Source organism: Cyclobacterium sp., from assembly GCF_014762705.1.
In the GTDB taxonomy this organism is placed as follows: Bacteria; Bacteroidota; Bacteroidia; order Cytophagales; family Cyclobacteriaceae; genus Cyclobacterium.
Genome location: NZ_JABURL010000040.1, coordinates 17,651 through 40,128, shown reverse-complemented (window position 1 = coordinate 40,128; position 22,478 = coordinate 17,651). Strand labels below are relative to the sequence as shown.

The following is a 22,478-nucleotide window of genomic DNA, read 5'->3' as shown; positions in this document are numbered from 1 at the left end:
TTATTTACTGTCTGTAATTAATTTAGAAATAAGTTGGTCGGTATAGGATGCACTTCTAAACGAACTTTTATTGTTCGTTTCAGAATGTTTAATACATTTAATAAAATGATCGATTTGGGCGGAATACTCCTCACCCCGCAGGTAATAGTCTACATTCGCTGTCAGTTCGGTTAGGTATTTAACTGTCCAACCTTTAGATAAGCCTAAAAGCTCGTTGCTCTCTTTCAAAAAGATTTTCACCTCTGTAGCATCTGCGATAATTTTTCCCTTTTTACCCAGAATGGTTATTTGGGTATTCATTTTCCGATGTGTCTCGTCGCTCCAGTTTACCGATAGTTGGCCACTGAGTCCATTTTGGAGCGTAATGCTGGAATAAACTGCATCTTCCACATCATTGGAAAAGATATGCTTTAACTGGGTGCCCGAAACATCCTTGGGTTTGTCCAGCAGAAAATGTATCAGGTCAATCGTATGCGAGGCATAGTCATACAGGCATCCTCCTCCCTGACCTTTTTGGGATCTCCAGGTATTCCCTTTTTCCCGCAATACCACAGGGCCGTAAGATTCGCCATTAAAGTGGTATAGCTCTCCCAGAGCGTTCATTTGTAACAATATTTTTACCTCATTAAACGTACCCAGGAAGCGGTTATGGTAGCCCACCTGATTGACTAGTTTTTTCTTTTCGGCCTTTTCTGCCAATATTTCGGCATCTTCAGCTTTTAGCACAAAAGGTTTTTCACAAAAGACATGCAGGGAATTATCCAGGGCAAAATGCACCATCTCCGTATGAAATTTGGTAGGAGAGGCAATCACAATAGCATGCAGGCCCATTTCAGTTATCATCTTTCGGTAATCTGTAAAGCACTGGAACCGGGTATGCTTCTTAAATGCATCAATCACGAATGAGGAGCTGTCACATACAGCTACCAGGTTTACATCCGGATGAGCTCCCAGAATGGCACAATGGGAGATGCCCATTTTACCTAAGCCTATTATTCCTATTCTTATCATTATTTTGATTTTTTTATTAATTTATTTCAACTTACTTACATCAATATTTCATAGCGCATTTATGTAGCTGTCCAAAAAGTCAATGATATTTTGCTTTTTAGAGACGAAGGGCTGTGGTTCAAATTTATTGATCCGGAGGAGTAGCTCCTTTAAATCATCCGATTCCCTCCATCCCAATAGATAATTTTCCTTTTCAAATTCACTTAAGATTTCCATTTGGTGCTCATCTACCACTTCTCCGTATTTCGGCATGCGAGGAATAGCAATGATTTTTTTACCCATTTTCAGTCCTTTTAATAAGGATCCTGATCCCGCATGAGAAATGATGATGCGGGCCTCCTTATATAATTGATCCAGTTCCTCCACCGGAAGAAAAGGTTTGTAGGAAAGGTATTGGGATGGGAATTCGGTAAAACCGTTCTGAACAATAACCTTTTCCCGGATAATTCCTTCCCGGCAAAGGCTATCAATCGCCACCAATGGCCGTTCAAATTGAGTTGGAAAAGTTCCTAATAGTACAAGAATCATAATTTTGTTAATAGTAAATGAAAAAGAATCAATGAATGCTAGTAGATCCCACCCAGGTAAATTGCTTTTTTATAGAATTTCTGAGGTTCGGGCCATTGTATAATAAATTTATCTGCAATGGGATATATCAAATCAGCGGAAGCTGCCCTTGATTTAATTCTTGCATAGGATAAAATCCATACGACTTTTACACCAAGGGATTTCCCAATCAAACACATGGGTACAGCCGTATGGCTACCGGTAGTGATGATGGCTTTTGGAAAATGTCCAATAAGTATTTTAAGAGTTAGGAAAAAGTTCACCACTAAATGAACAAAGAAATTGAGATTTCTCTTTTTTCCTTTTGGTCTCCCCCTGAGAAATTTTATATTAAATTGGTTGGAATAGGATAGGGTGGAAGGAGCTTTCTCCGTAACAATCAGATAATCGTATTTGATGAACCATTCCTTTAATTCCATAATTTGGGCCAAATGCCCCCCATCCGAGCAAATCAGAATGATTTTTTTCTTTTTTTCTGGATTTTCCATATTGAGATTACTGCTACTTTAGCCTTAATTTTTTTTTAATATTACAGTCCTATTTAGGAGACGGGTTCTGCAGGTTTAAATGCCTGAGGTTTTGTGTTTGGCTTACCCCAAGCCTGCAGATAGTGCTTTGCCAGGTTGTTGGCAATCGCTTGGTGATGATATTTTGTCTTTACCAAAAAGGTTTCCCGGATCATCCCACGCTCTTCCAGAAGCGTTTTGATCAACAGATCTGCTAACTCCCCTACTTCACGTGAAGAAGCTACCCGGCAATTGGGAACACCTTCCATTAATTCCTTTACGTCACCTACCGGTACTGCTACCACTGGAAGGTTACAACAAAGCGCCTCTTTCACTACCTGAGGGGATCCTTCTGTTTTTGAAGTCAGGAGTAGGCAGTCTGCCCTATTTAAAAGTGATCGTACTTCGACCCGACTTAAGTTATCGATGCAAGCAATATTTATCTGATGGGATAATTGTTTTTTGACCAGCTCAATCACCCGGTTAAAAAGCGGATAATCCTTTACCTCTCTGGAAGGACTACTAGGGAATAAAATCAATTTTGAATTACCTTTTGGTACGGCGGGAAGTTCGGGTTTGAAGAATGCTGTATCCACCCCGCAGGTTACAATCTCTACCTTTTGGTTATAGGGAAGCACCAGATTTTTCATGGCTTCATTTTGTACAAAAATCAGATCTGCTTTAGGCAGTATTTTTTTTGTTAACCAAACCTGCCATCCATTTTTTTCCCTTTTTTGGATATCGCTTCCGTGAAGTGTCAGGAATACTTTTTGCCGCGGTTTGAAGAAAAGAAGGAATAAACCAGATAAGCCATAATGGATGTGGATAAGATCAATGGATTTGGATTGAATGATTCTTGGAATGGAAAAGATGGATTTTAGGTATTCCTTTTTCCCCTGATACACAGAATCAATCAATGCAACCTCGGCCTGAAGCGGTATTATTTCGGATAAATCCTGAATTTGTTCTTTAATGAATATCCCGTCTACCGGATGAGCTGCAGTTGGGTACATATTGGTCACGTAAAGAGATTTTATTGTTTTATTTGCCATGGTAAAAATCTTTAACCGAGCTGAAAGGATAGGTGATGAGATAGTGTAAGTGATTCCAGGTATGGGGCCAGATTATTTCTGGCAATGTGTTGCCAGGAATAATCCCTGCATACCTGGCTTATTTTTGCTGAGTCAAACTCATTTAATCTGTGTACCAGTGTTTCCAGTCCCCTGGCAACGGATTCTTCGTTGTCCTGAATGAGTTCTCCGCAAGCATCTGAGATGATTTTGGCATTTTCAATGGTCGCAGTGGCCAGTACAGGCAGGCCAGACAGTAAATACTCGTAGGTCTTGGTGGGTGGTTGATGCGTATAATAGGGGGTAATCGGAACGTATGAAATGCCTACGGTAGCTGCTTCAAAATACTCGTATAACTGGTCATTGTGTACATACCCTTTAGTCCGCACAACTTTTTCCAATCCTTGTGACTGTATATAATTCTCAATTTCTGCACGCTCATTTCCCGGTCCGTCACCAACAATGGTTAATGAAATGGGAGGATGGTCCGGTTTGGCAGCATCCATGTACCGATGCAGGCCCCGAATAAATACCATGAGGTTTCTATTTTCCAGTGTCCCTACATACAATAAATTCGCCTTGTCAAAAGATTTATTTCCAGAGCAGAATTTTTCTCCACCTAAGGGAAGGTAATGGTACTTTTTAAACCCCAGTTTATTGGCCAACCCATGGCTCAGAATCGTAAGGTGAGGAAACCTGACTGCCTCCCACTTCAAAAGTTTGTCCTTTATCAGGTTAATCAGGGGCTGATCAGTATCAGTGGCGGTTCTTATATCCAGATTAAAGGTCTGTTTTGGGTTTTGCCAGCGTAAAAAGGTACATCCGGGAAAATACACCAGAAATATCAGGTCATAATTGCCGGACCTGATTTCCCTATTGATTTGTTTTAGAAATTGATACAACCGCATCAGTTTGTTACCTTTCCGGGAAATGTATTTGGTTTGAATACCAGGTACTTTGATTTTTGGCAAACCAAAATCCCAACTCAAGTGTGTGATTCTAAAGTCATCTTTCAGGTAATACCCAAATTTATATGGGTCTATATGATAACCGTATTGGGACTTGGTGACAATCAGTAAATTTTTCATATCAGTTTGCTGTAAAAATTTTAGATTAAAAACGCCGGTATTTGATAATGCATCTTACCAGCAATTTTGTAGTTAGATACAGGTCTGCAGGATAAAATTTTTTGGTTTCCTTCAAGTAGTAAAAAAAAACAGGTAAACCTATTTGGGAAGATTTTTTGCTGAGGAAGAAAAAGATACTGCCCAGGATTTTGGCAAAAGCCGCTGAATCATATATTTTCCTGACCTCGTTTTTCTCTTGAAGAAAAATCAGCCAATCAAAAGCTGCCTTGTATGACCGGTAAGTTTGAAACAGATGGGTAGATCCGATTTTCCGATGCAGGCGAAGTTGGTCCTCAGTGGGATCAATATCCAGCTCACGCAGCGATTTCTCATAAATCAGTTTATGGATGGCAAAACTTCGTTCTTCTGCGCCCTCAAAACTTTTCATAATGCTGGAGTCCGAGTCGCGGTAATAATACAAGGGTTCCGGGATATTGGCTACCGGAAACTTCCTACAGGCTTCCCAATAAAAATCGTAGTCCTCGGCTACGGTGAGTCGGCTATCAAATGTGAGCCCTGCTTTTTTAACCCAATCCAGGCGATACATGGCTGTTGCATTCCAAATGGCGGGTTTGAACAACAACAAGGCTTTGATCTGTTGATGATCTGTTGGAGACCTGGAAACTTCGGATTTTTTTTCATCAAATCTGGTTAGCCAGGAACCACAAATGCCGATCTGAGGATGAGTATCCATGAAGTCCAACTGTTTTTCAAACCTATCCACTGCTATGAGATCATCACAATCCATCCAGGCCAGAAATTCTCCTCTAGCTTCTTGCAGTCCTTTGTTACGGGTAAAGGAAATACCCTTGTTTGTGCCATTATCGAGAAATCGTACCCTGGGATCGGTAAGTCCAAGGATAATTTCCCGGGAGCCATCCTCTGAGCCGTCATCGATGATAATCAGTTCAAATGCAGCAAAAGTCTGATTCAGCACACTGTCAATGGCTTCTTGCAGATGCTTTTCACCATTGTAAACAGGCATGACCACTGATAATTTTATATCTTTCATAGGTCAACAAGCTTTTCTTTCAGGATAGATGAATTTTGCTTATTCTTTTCTCCCGCAGCGTAAGTTTTTTTCATCAGTTGCCAGATTATTTCCTTTTTCTTTTCCTCCATACTTGAGCGGTGATAGATGTAAAGGGCAAAAATTGTAGCGATGAGATAATGATAATGGTAAACCGAATACCAGGTGAAACTGGTAAACAACAAGTACCATAAATAATATTTTACATATACATATTCTCCGGACACAGGCAAGACAAAACTTTTGTACCACATCAGTACGAATCCCAAAATGGCAAAAACACCAAACATGGCATAAACCGCAATTATACCTACATCAGACAGAAAATATTCATGAGTGTTGCTGAGTCTTTCCATGAATTTGCCATAAGCGGATATTCCCCAGTTTGGTGCTCCGTTCCCAAAGATCTGGCTTAACGTATTTGGTGAAAAATCGGTGAGAAAATATTCACCGGCTTGAACCCTAATGTAATCTTTTCCCAATTTCGAATCCCTTTGCTGCACTTCAATGACCCCTTTGATCATGGGTATGTCTGCATTGACCAGAAGGATTAATCCTCCGGCAAATACACCCAGGATAAGGGATTTTTTGAGCAAAGACTGACTTTTGAAGAAATGATAGAAATAAATCAGAAATACTCCTGCAATGAATTGTCGGGTCACCTGCATTACCGGGACAATTAATCCCAAAATTGCGAATCCCAGATACAGCCATTTATTTCGGTCATTTTGAGTGATTTTGGTGATGGCAATAAATATGGATAGAATAAACATACCCGCTCCAGGAAAAATGATACGAATAGCTCCTCTTTGCTCGGAAAATTCCTCTCCTGAAATGGGTTTTCCAAAGAATACGGTATGGGCATTGGCATATTGAAAAAAATACAGTAAAACATATAGTAAGCCGTATCCGAGAATTATTTTTTCAAGGGTACGTAGGGGGATTTTCAGGTGAAGTAATAAGAAAAACAATGGCCATAGCATATATTGGGAAGTTTCCAATAAGCTGTCTTTAAGTCCCTGCCCCCATGAAAAAAGGGCCATTACCATAGAAAAAATAATTGAAAATGAAATCAACTGTACAGGCAGGACAAAGCCATCCTTTCGGTCAAACATATATATACTTGAAACCAGGACAGTCCCCAGCACAGCCAGAAATTCCAGGTAATTCACCATTTTTGGATTTATGAACTTGGCATCAAAAAAATTCAGGCTGATGATTACCAGGAGTACAAGAAATACTATGGGTAATTTGTCTTTCATATCGATTTAGCCAAAGTGTAATTTCTGAAAAAGTACATGCCGGTAAGGATCAGAACCAGGGCACCAACGAGCAGTTTATAGGATAAGGAAATATTGCCCGCAACAAAATAGGATAAACCAAACAGTACTGCCGCCGATACCCACATGAGACCCTTATCCTCAATTTTGAAGTGTAAGGTTTTGCGGAACACATACCAGAGATAAAATTGAAATATGGAAAAGGAAAACACCATGCCTGATGCAAGTCCCAAAGCACCATATTGACTACTTATGAACAGTATGGGAGTGGAAAACAGCGAATTGACAATGCCCAGGCGTAGGATTTTTTTCTCGTTGTTGGTGGCACCAAAGATGGTTCCTATCAGGCTGTCTACCGAAGTAAGGAATAAATACCAAACCTGTAACTGACAGACCACAACAGCAGGAAGGTAACTTTCCGGGAATATGATCCCAAACAATTCTTTTGCAAATAGCGTGAACAGGAAACAGAGCAACATGCCCAGGAGCATGTAATATTTAAAACCGAGACTTACAAAATTTTTGAATTTGGACTTATTGGATACCCAGAGGGCAGATAAGTTTGGGAAGATGGCCACCAGACCAAAATCCAATACAAATGAAATCGGTCCCGTTAACCTTTCAGAGAGGTTGAAATAACCAATTTCCTCCCGGGTTGAATTGATATCAAGAAAATTGTTGGTGAATTTGGTGTAGGGAAGCATGACCAGGACCAGGGCCAAATAGGGCCAGCTTTCTTTCAGCAGTGAATAGGAGGAAGAAACAAACCCCTTCATTTTTCCCATAATAAGCCCTTGCTTGTGCAAAGTAATCTGAAAAACCAAATTTTTAATCACGTTTAAGGCCAGGAAAGAATAAAAGAGAAAGGGTACATCCATATAATATCCCGGTAGAGAAAATATCAATAGAAACCATATGAAACTGAAAGCAAGATTGATTACGGACGGTGGAAGCATTTTTTGATGTCCGAGAAATGCTGTTTCAAATAATTTCCCGAAACAGGAAACCAATGCAAATAAAAGCACGAAAAGTAATTCCTGTCCATGCAGGTTACCTAACAGTTGGTTATATAACAGGTAAATTGCCGCCAATACCAAAAGTGCAAGCGTTCTTAATATTGCTCCATTATAAATGAGGTCTTTTGAACGATAAGGATCTCTTGCGATGCTCCTGATGACGATATTCCGAATACCTAAATCTCCTATTGTCAACAGGAGGGTACCCTGAGCGATCAGGAAGGTATACAATCCGTAATCGTCGGGGTGAAGAATTTTGGTGATTTTCAATACCGTTAGTAAACCAATCACTTGGGACAGGATACTACCAAAAGTCAGGTAAGAAAAATTCTGAAAAACTTTATTTTGAAAAATTTTCTTTATCACAGTAAAAACCTTTTTAAGATGCCTTTTTTTGAGATGATACTTCCTTTTTTATAAGTTTCACCAGTTCATGCGAAGCGGGATAATCAAATCTTCGGGCAAATAATTTGGCTGATGTTTTTAATTTCGGAAAATCAGATTTATCCAGGGTAGCAGGACTGTTTCCATTTCGATGTTCCCAAAGAATCATGGTCATCGTATTGCCTGTTATGGAGGGTTCAAAGCGGGAATTCATGAGTATGGTCTGGAACAGCATTTCTTCCGGACACAAGGTGTAATGCAATCGCTTCAAAATACCCGGATCAGCAGCCAACTGGTCAAGGACATACCTGACACAGTCACTGCTGAGCGACCACCATACAGATCCTCCATATAGCTTTGGAAAAGCAATAAAGGGTTTTCTTTTAATATGGAAGAATTTTTGGATTTTTAGGCAAGCACTGATTAATTTCGCACCTGATTTGGTTTTGCGATTAAAGAGATCATAAGGGTTATAATAATTTAGCCTGTTTAACCCTCCCCCTGCCCATCGGGATGAAGGCAAAGCGAAATGCTCCATAAACTGCTTTCCATTATGTTTTTCGTAGAAATCCTTAATTTCCTGGCTACTCTTAATTGGAAAGTCCTGACCACTCATGCTATGGAGGTAGCCGATTTCTTTATTTTTCACGGCTTCTTTGGCCAAAAGGAGTAAAGCTTTTAGCAGGTTCAATCCGCCCCAATTCACCGCATATTTCCGGCTTATGATTACCACATTTTTTTGTCGTGAAAGCTTTTCTACAGCATTTTTTTTTAATTTACTTTTCTTGTCCAGGTGTATGTAGAACAAAAAATCGTCATCCAGAAGATTAATGTATTCCACCAAATGGTCAACATTTTTATAGGCCAAAAATAGGATTGCGTGTTTCATCATTTATTGAAAAAATTATTAATGATAGTTATGTTTAAATTTTCGCTGATTTTAAATCATAATAATATCCATATTTATATCCATAACTGTGTTCGGATTTAGCATCATTCAATACCAATACCGGATTCGGAAACTTTTCATTTTGAGCAATTTCATTGATTAATTTGAGATGGTTGGGTTTGGTGTAATAGTACCTGACGACGTAGGCCACCATATCTGCGAAAGCAGAGAGGTAAAATGCATCAGCAACCAATCCAATAGGGGCGCTATCAATAATGATATGATCGAATTTACTCCTTAATTCGACAAATAGCCCCTCTAGCCGGGGACTGTTCATGATTTGAAGTGGATTATCTGGTAATTTACCAGCTCCGATCAGGAAAATGTTTGGATTTTCTTCAGAAAGTGTAAGTATATCGCTTGTAATATAGTTTTCACTCGATAGGTATTCGCTGATTCCGGGTTTGTTTGTTTTAATACCAAGTTGCTTTAAAACTGAAGGTTTTCTGAGATCAAATTCCAAAATCACTGTTTTCTTTCCGGAGAGTCCGATAGTCCTGGCAAGGTTAATGCTGAAAAAGGTTTTTCCCTCCCCTCCAATGCTGGAGGTGGTTAGAATTACCTGATTTGTTTTTTTCATGGACGCAAATTTCATATTTGTCCAAATCAGGTTTATTTGTTCTCCTATAAGGGATTTGTGATGCGGAGTTCCGAGATACAGGTTTTTTCTTTTTTCATGAGATATTTCACCCATAATTGGAACCTGACTCATTGCCTCCACCTCATTTTTTTGACCGATCTTTCCGAAATAGTAATCTTTGACGAAAATCAATCCAAACGGTATCCCTAATCCCAGAATAAATGCAAAAACCATGATTAACTTTTTCATAGGTCTGGCAGGATACAGGCCGGCAATTGGTGGGTCTATGACACGGGCATTGGATACGGATGTGGCGGCAAGGGAAAGAATGGACTCTTCCCTTTTTTTCATTAAATACTGGTAGTTTTCCTGTTTAATGGATTGTTGTCTTGTTATGTTTAAAAGTTCCCGTTCAATTTGAGGAACCCGATTGGCTCGTTCTTCTATTGCCAAGGCATTTTCCTGAAGGCTTTTTTTGGCGACCTGGAGGCTTTTTTTACTGCTTTGAATATTTTCTAACAGATTTGATCGAAGGCTAAAAAGCTGCTCATCCAGGTTTTTCACCAAAGGATTGTCTGAAGTAGTACCATTCAAAAGGCGTTGACGCTGGCGTTGCAACTCATTGTATTTTTTAACCAAATCAGACAAAGCATCATCTTCTATCAATAAGGACCCCTGAACCATCTCGGATAGGTTGTTGCTGCTGGTTAAATTTTCTTCAAGGTTATTGAGTACTTCAAAATTGATATCGTATTCGGAAAGTTTCTGCTTGGTGGTGTTGGAGTTCTGCAGGTATATTTGGGATTCAGCACTCAAATCAGAAATGGAGTTTTCGTTTTTATAGGTTTCAACAGCTTTTTCTATTTCTGCAAGTTCGGTAGTCAGCTTCTCCATTTGTTCATCAATAAAAGCAAGCGTGTTGGACGCTGTGGAATTGATGTTTTTTAAGGCCTCAGTATTGTAAACTTCTACTAATGTTTTTAAAAAATCCTCTCCTTTTTCAGGGATTGTAGCCAAAAATTTAAGGGAAATTACAGTAGACAGCTTATTTGTTGGTTCTGCATTGATGTTTTCTCTGTATTCAAAAGCCATTTCGCGCATGTCATTGTAGGTGAAAAAAAGGCTTTTTGGATAGAATTCCTGCTGATTTTCTTTAAGATGGATGGTAAACTCTCCAAAAAAGTTGCTTATTTCATCACCAAAATTATGCCGGCTCTTAAAGCCTTCTTCCATTTCCAATTCAAAGGACTGGTCATCTATTATTTCAAGACCGACCATATTGGTTAATTTTTTGGGCCGATCATTTATTTTGCTGTAACTGATGCTGACCGGGACCTCTATCCCGTATATTTCTTTATATCGCTTAAACCCATCTGCTACAAAGAAGGTGTTGTAAAGGTCCAGGTTTTCAAGGGCCTTTTTGATCAGGGATACTGAAGTTAATACCTCCACTTCATTCTCAACATTACTGGTGGTCTGATATCCGTCTAAATCATCCAGAACGGTGTTATTTGAAAAACCCTTCTTAGCCTCCGTATTGTTGTTTATCATCAATGTGGAGTTGATTTCATACTGGCTTGGCGTGTAGTAAATGTAGGCCAATGCTGCACCGCACAATAACAATACACCCGCTAAAAATAAATACCAGTGTCTCAGGTATTTTTTAAAGTAAAATTCAAGGGGAACAGAACTTGTTTTTTTCAAGTCGATTTCCTGATTCAATAAATCTTTAATGTCCATGATGTAATAAAATTTACTGTGTTGTAAAAATGAATTTCAAATTGCCGTTTGGTCAAAACTTCGTCAGGTCAATCACAAATGAAGGATTGAGATCAGAACCTGCCGTTAAAGTAATTTCCATTTTTAATGGAAATATACTATTTAGTTTAAAAAACATTATTTCTAATATATTAAATATAATATTTAAATAATTAAATAAAACTTTACCTCTTTCTAAGATTGCTGTTTAGGCAAAATTTCATCACAAACTTTTTTATGTATTTAAAAAACAATTTTACAAATGTAAAAACAATTTTTTTTATCTAAAAGCTTTTGTGGCGATAATTAAATGATTTTTGTCAGTTTTTACGGGCTTCTAATAATTCAAAAAGACCTTGCGCTAAAGAATTGATGAGATAATCATGTAATACCCGTGGAGATATTTTAATTAAAAGGAATTATTGCCTATATAATTTTGGAAAAATAGGCCAGAAGTAAATAAAACTAAAGTATTTATTTTGAATAAAAGATAATTTTTTTGTATATATTCTAATGAAAAATATAAAAAATAACGAATTAATTGATTCGTAACTCTGTGAAATGCAGATTTTTTTAATTAAATATATTTTTTCATATTTAATTATTATTAAAAAAATATATAATAGTAAAAAATAAAGTTTATTTTAACGTTTAAGTTTCCAATACCTCATCAGGCCGCTTACAGACATCCAACTGGGATTGGCATATTCGTAAAGTGATTGCAACTTTTTTTCTACACCAAAAGATTCCATTTGGTTGGAAGTATAGGCCATAAACGCTGTTTTAATAGTCTCAAGTGGTGTCCCCTTATCAAAGTGGACTTTCATCCAAAAAGCCCAATCGTCCAGGACTTTTGCGAGCTCAGTAAAGTGCTCTCCGGGCTGGTTGACCTCACCGAAATGGGTCAGGTATAATTTCTCCGGCTGCCTGTCTAAAATGGTTTGTATGGATTTTTTCCAATCTTCCAGGTGTATATCAGGAGGAGGGCAAGGAGGTACTACCGGGCCATCCTTAATTTTAACACCTCCAACATCCCCGGTAAAAACACTTTGCCCCAGTTGCCAGGCAATGTGATGACTGGCATGTCCTGGAGTATGCAGGGCAGTAAAGGCCAAGTCTCCGACATGAATGGTTTCCTTATGGCCGGTGGGGACCAATTTACTTTTGTCTATGCCTTTCATTTCACCCCAGAGCTGCTCCATATTTGCCTCACCGTAAATCTTGGCTGCCGACTGCCACAATCTTTCAGGGCTAGCCAGGTGAGGAAGCCCCACCGGGTGAACGAATATTTCGGCCCCTGCCTCTGCCAATTTCCATGCAGCCCCGGCATGGTCAAAGTGAATGTGTGTGAGCAGGACGGCATCAATGTCTCGGGGTTTCAACCCATGCCGTTTTAAACCATCTTTTAAATTGGACCAGGTGCTTTCAGGGCCGGTTTCCACCAAAACATGGTGATTGTTTAGCGAAATCAAAAAACTGGCAATGGTATGCTTTTCAGCTTTAAAATGAAGATCGAGGATTTCTATTTTATACATTATCCGAATAGGGTATAATTTCCGAATTGATCCATGGGCAGGGTTTTTCGAATGACGTATGCACTGTCATTGGCTACCTGATTTACCATGGGTGATACAGTATATTTAGTCATTTCTTCATCTGGATAAGGACCAAGCATGCCAAGCAATTCCTCCTCCTGCGTACGCACATCGAGCCATCTGGCCTCATCTTCTTTTTTGAGAATGACTGGCATCCTGTCATGTATTTCTGCAGAAAGTTGATTGGGAGCAGTGGTTAAAACTAAAAAAGTGTGTGCTGTTTCTCCTTTCTCAGTTTCATATTCTTCCCAAATGCCGGCCATGGAGAATATGGATTCCCCATGAAGGACAAACCGGTAAGGCACTTTTGTTTTTTTGCCAATTTTTTTCCATTCATAAAAACCATCTGCAGGTACCAGACACCGGTTTTTTTTAAATGCATTTTTAAACGTTGCTTTTTCTGTAATGGTTTCCGCCCTGGCATTGATAAGCTTATTGGCTACAGGTTTGTTTTTTGCAAACGCAGGAGTGATGCCCCAATAAAAATGGGAAAATCCTTTAGGGCTTTCGGTAGTGATCACAGGGACAAGTTGAGAAGGAGCAATATTGTATCTTGGAGTAAAAGCTTCCAGCATTTCAGCCTCAAACCTGTTTTCAAGGTCTATTTTCGTTTTTGCAAGTGAATATCTTCCACACATATTGAATTGGATTCGGCTTCGGGTGATGATGTAATTTAAAGATAGTTTTCGTTTTGGATAAATTCAAGAGCCCTGGATTCAGACCAGTACCTTTCTGCTTTTGATCTCGGACTAAAACCAACATGGCCCCCCTGATTTGGGAATTCCATATAAATCTTTTCCGAGCGTTCACCAATTTCTCTGGGATAACAAGTTTTGCCAAGAAATGGATCATTCATGGCATTTAAAATCATGCAGGGTACCTTTATGGCTTCCAGAAAATAGAGGGATGCATTTTTTTCGTAATAATCCCCTGCATTTTTAAACCCATGCAGGGGAGCGGTAAATGCATCATCAAATGCCCTTAGGGTGGAAATGGATCGCAAGGGAAAGTCTGAAATTATTTCCGGAAAAGCAAGGGCCTTTTTCCGTACCTTTTTCTTTAATGAGAGCAGAAAATTATAGGCATATACTTTATTCCTAAAATGATCTATTTTATCGCAAGAGGCACTTAGGTCAAGGGGAACAGAAATGGCCACGGCTTTCTTTATGTTTTTTTGGCAGGGCCAATTTTTTTCTGCCAGGTATTTGAGCGTGAGGTTACCCCCCAGGCTAAACCCAACCAAATAAATGGATTTGTATTTACCTGAAGCATGGCAAACCACCTCCTCCAGGTCATAGGTAGCTCCGGAATGGTAAAAAAAAGGTTTGAGGTTGGGGCTGCCACTACACCCCCTGTAATTCCAGTTCAATACGTCGTATCCTGAATCAAAAAAAATACCCGCCATGCCCGTCATGTAGGGCCGCTGACTATTGCCTTCCAAACCATGGCTGATTATGATCAGGTTTGTGCTGCCCTGCTTCAACCAATCCAGGTCCAGAAAATCACCATCTGTTGTGTTAATTCTTTCTCTTTCAAACCTTAAAGGGTGTTTTTCTCTGAAGAGAGCAGGAATAATGGTCTGCATGTGACCATTGTATAGTAGTTGGTGGGGGTTGTAATTTGAATTTTTCAGTACGGGCATTTTTTCGCTAAATGCATTCCAGATTCCTTTCCTACGTGAAAATACTATTATTAAATTTGAATAAACATATTTTAAGAACTATTTTTGGATTGCTGAAAACATGAATTCGAATAATATAACTTATGGCCGAAATAATACGAATGCCCAAAATGAGCGACACCATGGAAGAAGGGGTGATCGCACAATGGTTAAAAAAGGTAGGAGATGAAGTAAAGCCCGGAGATATTCTTGCAGAGGTTGAGACGGACAAGGCCACCATGGAATTGGAGTCTTATGATGAGGGTGTATTGCTTCATATTGGAGTAGACGAAAAGGATGCCGTACCGGTGAATGGGGTCATAGCCATTTTGGGAGAAAAGGGCGAAAACATAGATGATTTGCTCAAAGAAATTAAGTCTGGTGGAGACGGTGAGTCTTCAAAAGAAACTGCGTCTAAAGAAAAACAGTCGGCAGAAAAACAGGAATCGACCGAGAAAAAATCCGAGACGAAAAGCGAAAAAATAGATACTTCCGATATCAATGCCACCTTGATCACCATGCCTAAAATGAGTGACACCATGCAGGAAGGGACCATTGCCAGTTGGTTGAAAAAGGAAGGAGACGAAGTAAAATCAGGTGATGTTCTGGCTGAGGTTGAAACGGACAAAGCTACCATGGAGCTGGAGTCGTATGAAGACGGTACTCTTCTGTATATCGGAGTCGAAGAAGGAGATGCAGTGGAAGTAAATGGGGTCATCGCCATTATTGGGGAGAAAGGTGCCGATTACAAGAAATTACTTGAAGCTCACAAACAAGAGGCTTCTTCCGGTTCGGCCACGGAAAGCACAGAGGAGACAGATGCGCCAAAAGAAAAAAGCCCTGAGAAGGAAGAAAAAGCCAAACCGGAGCAAGAGACGGGTAGTACCGCCTCATCAAGTTCAAATGGAAGAATAAAGGCTTCCCCTTTGGCCAAGAAAATGGCCAAGGACAAAGGGATTGACATCTCTCTGGTAAAAGGCTCCGGTGACGGGGGCAGAATTATTAAGAAGGATATTGAAAGTTTCGATCCCTCGAAGGTGGCTTCTGCGGATAAATCCTCCGGAGCAATGGCTGCCAGTCCTGCAGTTGGGCAGGAGTCTTTCAGAGAAGAAAAGGTTTCCCAGATGAGAAAGGTGATTGCCAAACGGCTTGCAGAGAGCAAATTCACTGCACCTCATTTTTACCTTACCATGGAAATCAACATGGATAAAGCTATTGAAGCAAGGAAGAGCATGAATGAGGTGGCTCCGGTGAAAATATCATTTAATGACATGGTGATAAAAGCTGTTGCCGCCGCTTTAAAGCAACATCCCAACGTGAATTCGGCCTGGATGGGCGACAAGATCAGGTACAATGACCATGTACATATCGGCATGGCAGTGGCAGTGGATGAAGGACTACTGGTCCCTGTGATCAGGTTTACGGACAGCAAAAGTCTTTCTCAGATATCCCAGGAAGCCAAGTCCCTGGCAGGAAAGGCCAAGAATAAGGAGCTACAGCCCAAGGACTGGGAGGGTAATACCTTCACGGTTTCAAATCTGGGCATGTTTGGAATAGATGAGTTTACTGCTATAATCAATCCTCCAGACGCCTGTATCCTGGCCATAGGAGGTATCAAGCAAACTCCAATTGTAAAAGATGGGGAAATCAAAATAGGGAACCTGATGAAAGTGACCCTTTCCTGTGACCACCGGGTAGTAGATGGAGCCATAGGTTCGGCCTTCCTGCAGACAGTAAAACAACTTTTGGAAGATCCGGTCAGGCTTCTTATCTGACAAAGGAAAAAATTAGATAATGTCAAAAAGTCCTAGAAATAGGGCTTTTTGTTTTTAGTACGGTTATTGAAAACAATTATCAAAAAAAGAATCATGGAAAAACTCAAATCAACCACAGTAGTAGCCATCAGCCACCAAGGGCAGGTAGCTATCGGTGCAGATGGCCAGGCTACTTTGGGGAATACCGTTGCAAAGAGCAGCGTAAATAAAATCAGGAAATTGCAGGGAGGGAAGATCGTCACCGGGTTTGCCGGTTCTACCGCTGATGCTTTTACACTTTTAGAAAAATTCGAAGAGAAATTAGGAAAGTACAGCAATAACATGAAGCGGGCGGCAGTGGAATTGGCCAAGGAATGGCGTACAGACAGGATGCTAAGCAAACTGGAGGCTATGATGATCATTGCCGATATTACAGATGTGTTGATTATTTCAGGTACTGGGGATGTAATAGAACCTGATTTAGGTATTGCCACCATTGGTTCAGGAAGCATGTATGCACAGTCAGCCGCCAGAGCCCTAAAAAAATACGCCCCTCAACTCAGTGCGGAGGAAATGGTCAAAGAAAGCCTTACCATTGCTGCGGATATCTGTATTTATACCAACCACAACCTAATCATTGAAAGGGTAAGTGAATAAGAAAAGGCCTTCAAATCTTATCTTTGAAGGCCTTTTCTATTTATACCTCAAAGTCATATACTTTGACCTGAGACCATTTGTCTTTGTGGTCCTCCACAAACTGTAAATGAACAGGATCGGTCTGATAAAGATCGTGATCACCAAGGCTGTCAAAATAGACGGTCAGAGATATGTGAAAACTATGATCTACTACTTCCCTTCGTTGGGTATCGGCAGGAACTCCGACTTTGTAGTCTTTCACACTTTTGGTTTGGGCAATTTTCTTGCAGCCATCCATGACCGTTTTAAGATCTTTAGCCGGATCATGAAGCCAGAAAAACACTTGGTGTACAATCATGTTTGCGTGGGTTTTAGCGTTGGTTTGATGTGAAATAAATGCTCCAAATCCCAAAGCAGTCAGGGAGGCCATGAATTTTCTTCTGTTGAGCATTATCGTTTCATTTAATGGAAAATCGTTTAAGAGATTAAAGATAAATATTAATAGTTTAAAAATTAAGAAAAGAAAGGACTTAAAATGAAATACAGAAAACTTGGAAAAACCGGACTGAATGTTTCAGAAGTATCGTTGGGTACCTGGCAGGTAGGAGGAGGCTGGGGAGGCTCCTTTGACGATAAAGTGGCCTCAGGCATTATCCATGAAGCCATAGATCAGGGGATAAATTTTATTGATACAGCGGATGTTTACGATGCAGGAATGAGTGAGGCAGCTGTCGGAAAGATCATCCGGGAGCGAAAGGAAGAAGTTTTTGTGGCTACCAAATGTGGCCGGCAAATTCAGCCTCATGTTTCAGAGGGGTATACTCCGAAAGTATTGAGGGGTTATGTGGAGGGCAGTCTGAGAAACATGAAGCTGGACACCATTGATCTGATACAATTGCACTGCCCTCCCACGGAAGTATATCACAGGCCTGAAATTTTTGGCCTTTTTGAAAACCTCAAAAAGGAAGGGAAGATAAAAAATATGGGGGTGAGTGTCGAAAAAGTAGAAGAAGCCTTGCTTGCCCTGGACTACCAAAATGTGACTACGGTACAGGTGATTTTTAATATGTTCCGGCCCAAACCCTCAGAAAAATTTTTTGGACAGGCCCGGTCAAAAGATTGCGGTATCATTGTCAGGGTGCCATTGGCAAGTGGATTGTTGTCCGGAAAAATTGATGGGGACACCACTTTTCATCCTGAAGACCACAGAAATTTCAACAGAAATGGAGAAGCATTTGATAAAGGAGAAACGTTTTCGGGTATAGATTTGGATCGCGGCGTTGAGGCTGTAAGGGAGCTGAAGCAGCTATTCGGAGACCGGGCTCCACTGGCGGCCCTGGCAATCCGATGGGTTTTGATGTTTGAAGAAGTCTCCACAGTAATTCCCGGCGCTTCAAAACCAGAGCAGGTAATGGCCAATGTGAAGGCTGCATCAATAGCTCCCTTGACAAATGAGGAAATGGCTGCTGTTCGGGATATCTATGATAAATATTTCAAAGCTGAAATTCACCCTCAGTGGTAATAAAAAAGCCATGAAAACATACTTTCATAGCTTTAGTCAATAAACAATAAACCCAAAATAAAACAATGATATACAGGTAAACACCTGAAATTCATTGGATTAAAATTAAATTAATTAATCTAAATTTTCAAACAGTGCTGGGGGAAAAATCAAAAAATTGAGCTATTTAAAAAATTCACCCCTTTATTTTGATATTTTTTTAAAATAAGTGAGTCTTGAAAATGAGATATTGCCGAATTGTAATTCGGCTAACAGGAAAAATCCGGTGGAGCCACCCAAACTCCACCGGACTAATCGGATAAAAAATGAGTTTAACCTAAAAAAGCAGATTTTAAAAATAACAAGGCCTTCAGGCTTTGGCTGCTGATTTTTCTCCCATGAGTAAAACCTCATTGACCTGAACTTCAGTGATGTATTTTTTAATCCCTTCTTTGTTCTCATAGGATCTGCTCACCAATTTTCCCTGAATGCAGATTTCCGAACCTTTGTCGGTGTATTTGTGTATGATTTCTGCCGGCTTCCCAAAGGCAACGATACTGTGCCAGTAGGTTTCTTCAATTTTCTCCCCTTTATTGTTTTTGTAGGATTCATTGGTGGCAAGATTCAATCTTACCATAGGCGTGTTCCCATTGACTGTTTTAAATTCTGCTTTTGCACCCAGTCTCCCGATCAATTGTACTTTGTTTTTAATAGCGTTCATGACGTGAATTGTTTAAGTTAAGAATGTGTATGTTTTCCGAATTGGAACAGGACAAAATTGGGGATAGGGGCAAAAATTATTCGGGTTTTTTTCGTTTAAAACCGTTTGTAAATGTTTGTAAACGGTTACAAACGGGTAGTTTCATTTGTTAAATGACTTTTTTTATATATATTATGCTTAATTTTTACTTTAAAAGGACTTTTATGCCAGTACAACCTAAAAAATGTGTAAGCTGTGGAAAGCCTTTGTTTGGTAGGGTGGATAAAAAATTTTGTGATGACTATTGCAGAAACAGTTACAACAATCAGATGAAATCTGGAAGTAACAGACTGATCCGAAACATCAACAATGCCCTGAAGAGAAACAGGAATATCCTGGCAAATATATTACCCGACACCGAGGATACTGCCAAAACCCTCCGGGGCAACATGCTTGAAATGGGTTTTCAATTCAGGTACTGCACCCATACCTACACCAATAAAAAAGGCAATGTGTATGCGTATTGTTACGATTACGGCTATTTAAAACTTGATCAGGATTGGATCCTTGTAGTGAGAAACAAGGAAGAAAAACGCGAACGGTCCCCGTTTGTTAAATCATAAAATTGGGTTTATCCAGTTTTTTGTCTATCCTGTAGGCAGCATTGAGCAAACCAACATGGCTGTAGGTTTGAGGGAAGTTGCCCCATTGACTACCGGTGTGTTGGTCGACATCCTCAGAAAACAAATTGAGGTGGTTACAGTATTTGCTCAACGTTTCAAAACCTTCCATAGCTTCATCAAGTCGGTTTACACAGGCCAGAGCTTCAATGTACCAAAAGGCACAGATCAGAAAGGTAGTTTCAGGTTCACCGAAATCATCCAGGTGCTTGTAACGGTAAAACAAGAAATCCTTGGCCAGTAAATCTTCTTCCAGGGCTTTAAGGTGATTGTTGGCGCTTTCAATATCATTGCCGAAATAACCCATGGTGATCAATTGTAAGGTGCTGGCATCCATGTTTTTGGTTCCTATCGCCTGGGCGTAAGCCTTTCTTTCCGGTATGTAGCAAGCCTCTATTTTCTTTATGGCTTTGTTTTTTAATTCAACTGCTTTATTTTTCATCTCCAAATCAGACAGCCGGTCTGCCATTTTTACAGCGGCACTGGCACCTGCCCAATGAAAAAGAAAAGTATAGCAATGCTCCTGTTTTAAATTTCTGAATTCCCACAAGCCTGCGTCTTTTTCGTCCATTGTTTCCTCTATTTTTTGCAATAGATTATTAATGAAGGGCTTGCTATGGCTTTTTTCCGATTCGATAAACCTTTTGTCTGCATAAAGTGGCAACAAGCTAACCAATACCTGGCCATATAAGTCATTTTGGATATGTGTGTAAGCTTGATTACCAAAACGTACCGGCTTATTGCCCATATAGCCATGTAAGTCGGCAACCGTTTCAGGTAATTTGGAGGAGCCTGTGATGGAGTAAAGTGGTTGGTACCTGCCTTTTTCATCAACTGGCAGGTTTTGTATAAATTCAAAATACCGCTCCAATTCCTCAAAATGACCCAAATGGTTAAATACATTGAGCGTATAATAGGCATCCCTCATCCAGCAATACCTGTAATCCCAATTTCTGGTAGAGCCCGGCGATTCTGGAAGGCTGGAGGTGGAGGCAGCTATGATCCCGCCGGTATCTTCGTATTGGTGGATTTTTAGCACAAGCGAGGAACGCACCACTAGTTTTTGATAGAAATTCGGGATACTGGTAGATTTCACCCAGTCGCGCCAATATTGGCAAGTGGCATTCAGGAATTTTTCCATGGTACTTTCGATGGGAGCTTCCATAGGATTTCCATAGGTAAGCACCAGGTAAATGGTCCTTTGTAGTCTGAATTCCTGTTCCTCCATGATATAGGTGATGGAGCAATTGGTTGTTAACCTTACCTGTTGATCCCGCCCGGCAAACTGAATATGATTACTGCCTGGTGTAGGGGTCAATTTTGTTTTTCCGTAATTGGCTACTGGCTGACAGTTTATTTTGATTTTGGGTTCTCCTTTTAAGGGCTCTATCTTTCTTACCAACATTGTGGGTTTGAAATACCGGTCGAAATTTAAAAACCGCGGGGCAAAATCGGTTACCTTATACATTTCACCTGCAGATGTTTCGACGGAGGTTTCCAGTATATTAGTGTTTTCCTTGTAAGCCTGGCGGGAGGTGAATCCTCCATTTTGCGGCAAGACAGTAAACTCACCACCCTTTTCCTTGTCCAGCATGCTCCCAAATAGAAAATCACTATCAAAACGGGGCAAACACAACCAACTGATATTCGTGTTTTTCTCGATATGGGCAATGTAACTGCAATTACCTATGAGGCCGGTGCCATATGTATGTTTTTCCATTCAAAAGCAGGTTAAAGTCTATGAATAAAGCATGCGCCATTCTCTTGGAAATAATAAAAAGAAAGGGCAATTAATTTGCGAAGTTATTAAAATTAAGAGTTGATAATAATAAAATGATACCTTTATTGCCTTATAACCTCTAAAAATTTGCGGGAGACTTTTACCAGCATGCTTTGATTGATACTTGGTATACGAATTATGAAATAATCCTGATTGGATTTTTGGATACACTCTCCCTGAAACCCCTGCAAGGCACCACCTAAAATCTTTACTTGTTCACCTGTATCAATATCATCAGTATCTACTTCCACTGCCACCCCTGTTTCAATGATCCGTCGTATGGTGTCAATTTCATTTTGGTGCACCACTGCATGTTCGCCGGAAAAATTAATAAATTTTACCGCACCACTGATTTGTAAAGCCTCCCAGAGCCTTTCCTTACTGGTATAAACAAATAAATATCCATTGAAAAGTGGTCGCTGCACTTTCTTCTTTCGATCACTCCATTGCCTTAGTTCTTCTATAATCGGGAGATACACTTCGGTACCTTTTTCTTTCAGTCTTTGGGCTACCTTTTTTTCCGCTCTTGGAGCAGTATACATCACATACCAATTATATTTTTCTGTCATAATACAGATTTACAGGTTTTAAACCCGAAATTACCGAATAATTTGGGCAACCGTCAACTCTTGTTTTTGGAATTTTCCCATGTTTTCAACCACTAATGGGTTTTTAATATTTGAAATATATTTTTATGTTTTTTAAATAGTTAAAAATGGTTTTAAAATAATTCTTTACCCTTTTGATTTTTTTATTTACTTTTGGCTTATCTTTTATAAGAAATCGAAATAAAAGTCTAACTGTCACAATAGCAATAATTTAATTCTTTTATAACAACAATCAGTTTTGTGTTTGGCGAAAACACATACCATTTTAACATATTATTCTTTTGTG

General features: G+C 39.8%; 21 protein-coding genes. 4 read left to right on the top strand and 17 right to left on the bottom strand.

From position 1 onward, the window contains the following. The 13 genes from HUJ21_RS07495 to HUJ21_RS07435 all read right to left on the bottom strand — a co-directional run bounded on the left by HUJ21_RS07495 (position 1) and on the right by HUJ21_RS07435 (position 14,515). Positions 1–1,011 carry a Gfo/Idh/MocA family oxidoreductase gene (locus tag HUJ21_RS07495; protein WP_291368377.1) on the bottom strand — a complete coding sequence of 337 codons (1,011 nt, stop codon included), beginning with the start codon at positions 1,009–1,011 and terminating at the stop codon, positions 1–3. Between the two features lie 48 nt (positions 1,012–1,059). Next, a complete protein-coding gene (pssE, locus tag HUJ21_RS07490; protein WP_291368375.1) occupies positions 1,060–1,539 on the bottom strand; it encodes a PssE/Cps14G family polysaccharide biosynthesis glycosyltransferase in 480 nt (159 codons plus the stop codon). Between the two features lie 38 nt (positions 1,540–1,577). Continuing rightward, positions 1,578–2,066: a PssD/Cps14F family polysaccharide biosynthesis glycosyltransferase gene (gene pssD, locus HUJ21_RS07485; RefSeq protein WP_291368373.1), complete on the bottom strand. Its 489-nt coding sequence runs from the start codon at positions 2,064–2,066 to the stop codon at positions 1,578–1,580. A 53-nt stretch (positions 2,067–2,119) separates the two neighbouring features. Further along, the gene (locus HUJ21_RS07480; RefSeq protein ID WP_291368371.1) at positions 2,120–3,136 is read right to left on the bottom strand and encodes a glycosyltransferase; all 1,017 of its coding nucleotides are present in this window, start codon (positions 3,134–3,136) and stop codon (positions 2,120–2,122) included. A gap of 11 nt (positions 3,137–3,147) precedes the next feature. Then, the gene (locus tag HUJ21_RS07475) at positions 3,148–4,242 is read right to left on the bottom strand and encodes a glycosyltransferase (protein ID WP_291368369.1); all 1,095 of its coding nucleotides are present in this window, start codon (positions 4,240–4,242) and stop codon (positions 3,148–3,150) included. A gap of 25 nt (positions 4,243–4,267) precedes the next feature. Beyond that, positions 4,268–5,293 carry a glycosyltransferase family A protein gene (locus HUJ21_RS07470; RefSeq protein ID WP_291368367.1) on the bottom strand — a complete coding sequence of 342 codons (1,026 nt, stop codon included), beginning with the start codon at positions 5,291–5,293 and terminating at the stop codon, positions 4,268–4,270. Then, complete coding sequence (locus HUJ21_RS07465; RefSeq protein WP_291368365.1) at positions 5,290–6,573, bottom strand: hypothetical protein; 1,284 nt, start codon at positions 6,571–6,573, stop codon at positions 5,290–5,292. The genes HUJ21_RS07470 and HUJ21_RS07465 overlap by 4 nt, the downstream gene beginning before the upstream one ends. Then, a complete protein-coding gene (locus HUJ21_RS07460) occupies positions 6,570–7,973 on the bottom strand; it encodes an oligosaccharide flippase family protein (RefSeq protein ID WP_291368363.1) in 1,404 nt (467 codons plus the stop codon). The genes HUJ21_RS07465 and HUJ21_RS07460 overlap by 4 nt, the downstream gene beginning before the upstream one ends. A gap of 13 nt (positions 7,974–7,986) precedes the next feature. Then, positions 7,987–8,883: a beta-1,6-N-acetylglucosaminyltransferase gene (locus HUJ21_RS07455; protein ID WP_291368361.1), complete on the bottom strand. Its 897-nt coding sequence runs from the start codon at positions 8,881–8,883 to the stop codon at positions 7,987–7,989. A gap of 31 nt (positions 8,884–8,914) precedes the next feature. Next, complete coding sequence (locus HUJ21_RS07450; protein ID WP_291368359.1) at positions 8,915–11,260, bottom strand: polysaccharide biosynthesis tyrosine autokinase; 2,346 nt, start codon at positions 11,258–11,260, stop codon at positions 8,915–8,917. A 662-nt stretch (positions 11,261–11,922) separates the two neighbouring features. Next, positions 11,923–12,813 carry an MBL fold metallo-hydrolase gene (locus tag HUJ21_RS07445; protein WP_291368357.1) on the bottom strand — a complete coding sequence of 297 codons (891 nt, stop codon included), beginning with the start codon at positions 12,811–12,813 and terminating at the stop codon, positions 11,923–11,925. Beyond that, positions 12,813–13,511 (bottom strand): SOS response-associated peptidase, encoded by a 699-nt coding sequence (locus HUJ21_RS07440; protein WP_291368355.1) that lies wholly within the window; start codon positions 13,509–13,511, stop codon positions 12,813–12,815. The genes HUJ21_RS07445 and HUJ21_RS07440 overlap by 1 nt, the downstream gene beginning before the upstream one ends. Before the next feature lie 35 nt (positions 13,512–13,546). Further along, positions 13,547–14,515, bottom strand: a complete 969-nt coding sequence (locus HUJ21_RS07435; RefSeq protein WP_291368353.1) for an alpha/beta fold hydrolase — start codon at positions 14,513–14,515, stop codon at positions 13,547–13,549. A 122-nt stretch (positions 14,516–14,637) separates the two neighbouring features. Here HUJ21_RS07435 and HUJ21_RS07430 point away from each other — a divergent pair, with 122 nt between their 5' ends. Together HUJ21_RS07430 and hslV are read left to right on the top strand one after the other, a co-directional pair. Further along, the gene (locus HUJ21_RS07430; RefSeq protein ID WP_291368351.1) at positions 14,638–16,308 is read left to right on the top strand and encodes a pyruvate dehydrogenase complex dihydrolipoamide acetyltransferase; all 1,671 of its coding nucleotides are present in this window, start codon (positions 14,638–14,640) and stop codon (positions 16,306–16,308) included. Positions 16,309–16,401: 93 nt separating this feature from the next. Beyond that, a complete protein-coding gene (gene hslV / locus HUJ21_RS07425) occupies positions 16,402–16,944 on the top strand; it encodes an ATP-dependent protease subunit HslV (RefSeq protein WP_291368349.1) in 543 nt (180 codons plus the stop codon). 40 nt (positions 16,945–16,984) lie between these two features. On the opposite strand, the gene HUJ21_RS07420 is transcribed toward hslV, so the two are convergent. Continuing rightward, a complete protein-coding gene (locus HUJ21_RS07420; protein WP_291368347.1) occupies positions 16,985–17,374 on the bottom strand; it encodes a Dabb family protein in 390 nt (129 codons plus the stop codon). An 84-nt stretch (positions 17,375–17,458) separates the two neighbouring features. Here HUJ21_RS07420 and HUJ21_RS07415 point away from each other — a divergent pair, with 84 nt between their 5' ends. Continuing rightward, on the top strand, positions 17,459–18,445 hold the full coding sequence (locus HUJ21_RS07415) for an aldo/keto reductase (RefSeq protein WP_291368345.1): 987 nt from the start codon (positions 17,459–17,461) through the stop codon (positions 18,443–18,445). 349 nt (positions 18,446–18,794) lie between these two features. Here HUJ21_RS07415 and ssb read toward each other — a convergent pair whose 3' ends face one another. Next, the gene (ssb, locus tag HUJ21_RS07410) at positions 18,795–19,145 is read right to left on the bottom strand and encodes a single-stranded DNA-binding protein (protein ID WP_166142667.1); all 351 of its coding nucleotides are present in this window, start codon (positions 19,143–19,145) and stop codon (positions 18,795–18,797) included. A gap of 203 nt (positions 19,146–19,348) precedes the next feature. Between ssb and HUJ21_RS07405 the strand changes: the two genes are divergently transcribed. Beyond that, on the top strand, positions 19,349–19,747 hold the full coding sequence (locus HUJ21_RS07405) for a hypothetical protein (RefSeq protein WP_291368343.1): 399 nt from the start codon (positions 19,349–19,351) through the stop codon (positions 19,745–19,747). Here HUJ21_RS07405 and HUJ21_RS07400 read toward each other — a convergent pair. Both HUJ21_RS07400 and HUJ21_RS07395 read right to left on the bottom strand, forming a co-directional pair. Further along, positions 19,737–21,524, bottom strand: a complete 1,788-nt coding sequence (locus HUJ21_RS07400; protein WP_291368341.1) for a glycoside hydrolase family 15 protein — start codon at positions 21,522–21,524, stop codon at positions 19,737–19,739. The genes HUJ21_RS07405 and HUJ21_RS07400 overlap by 11 nt on opposite strands. A gap of 122 nt (positions 21,525–21,646) precedes the next feature. Further along, complete coding sequence (locus HUJ21_RS07395) at positions 21,647–22,153, bottom strand: UpxY family transcription antiterminator (RefSeq protein WP_291368339.1); 507 nt, start codon at positions 22,151–22,153, stop codon at positions 21,647–21,649. Positions 22,154–22,478: the final 325 nt, after the last annotated feature.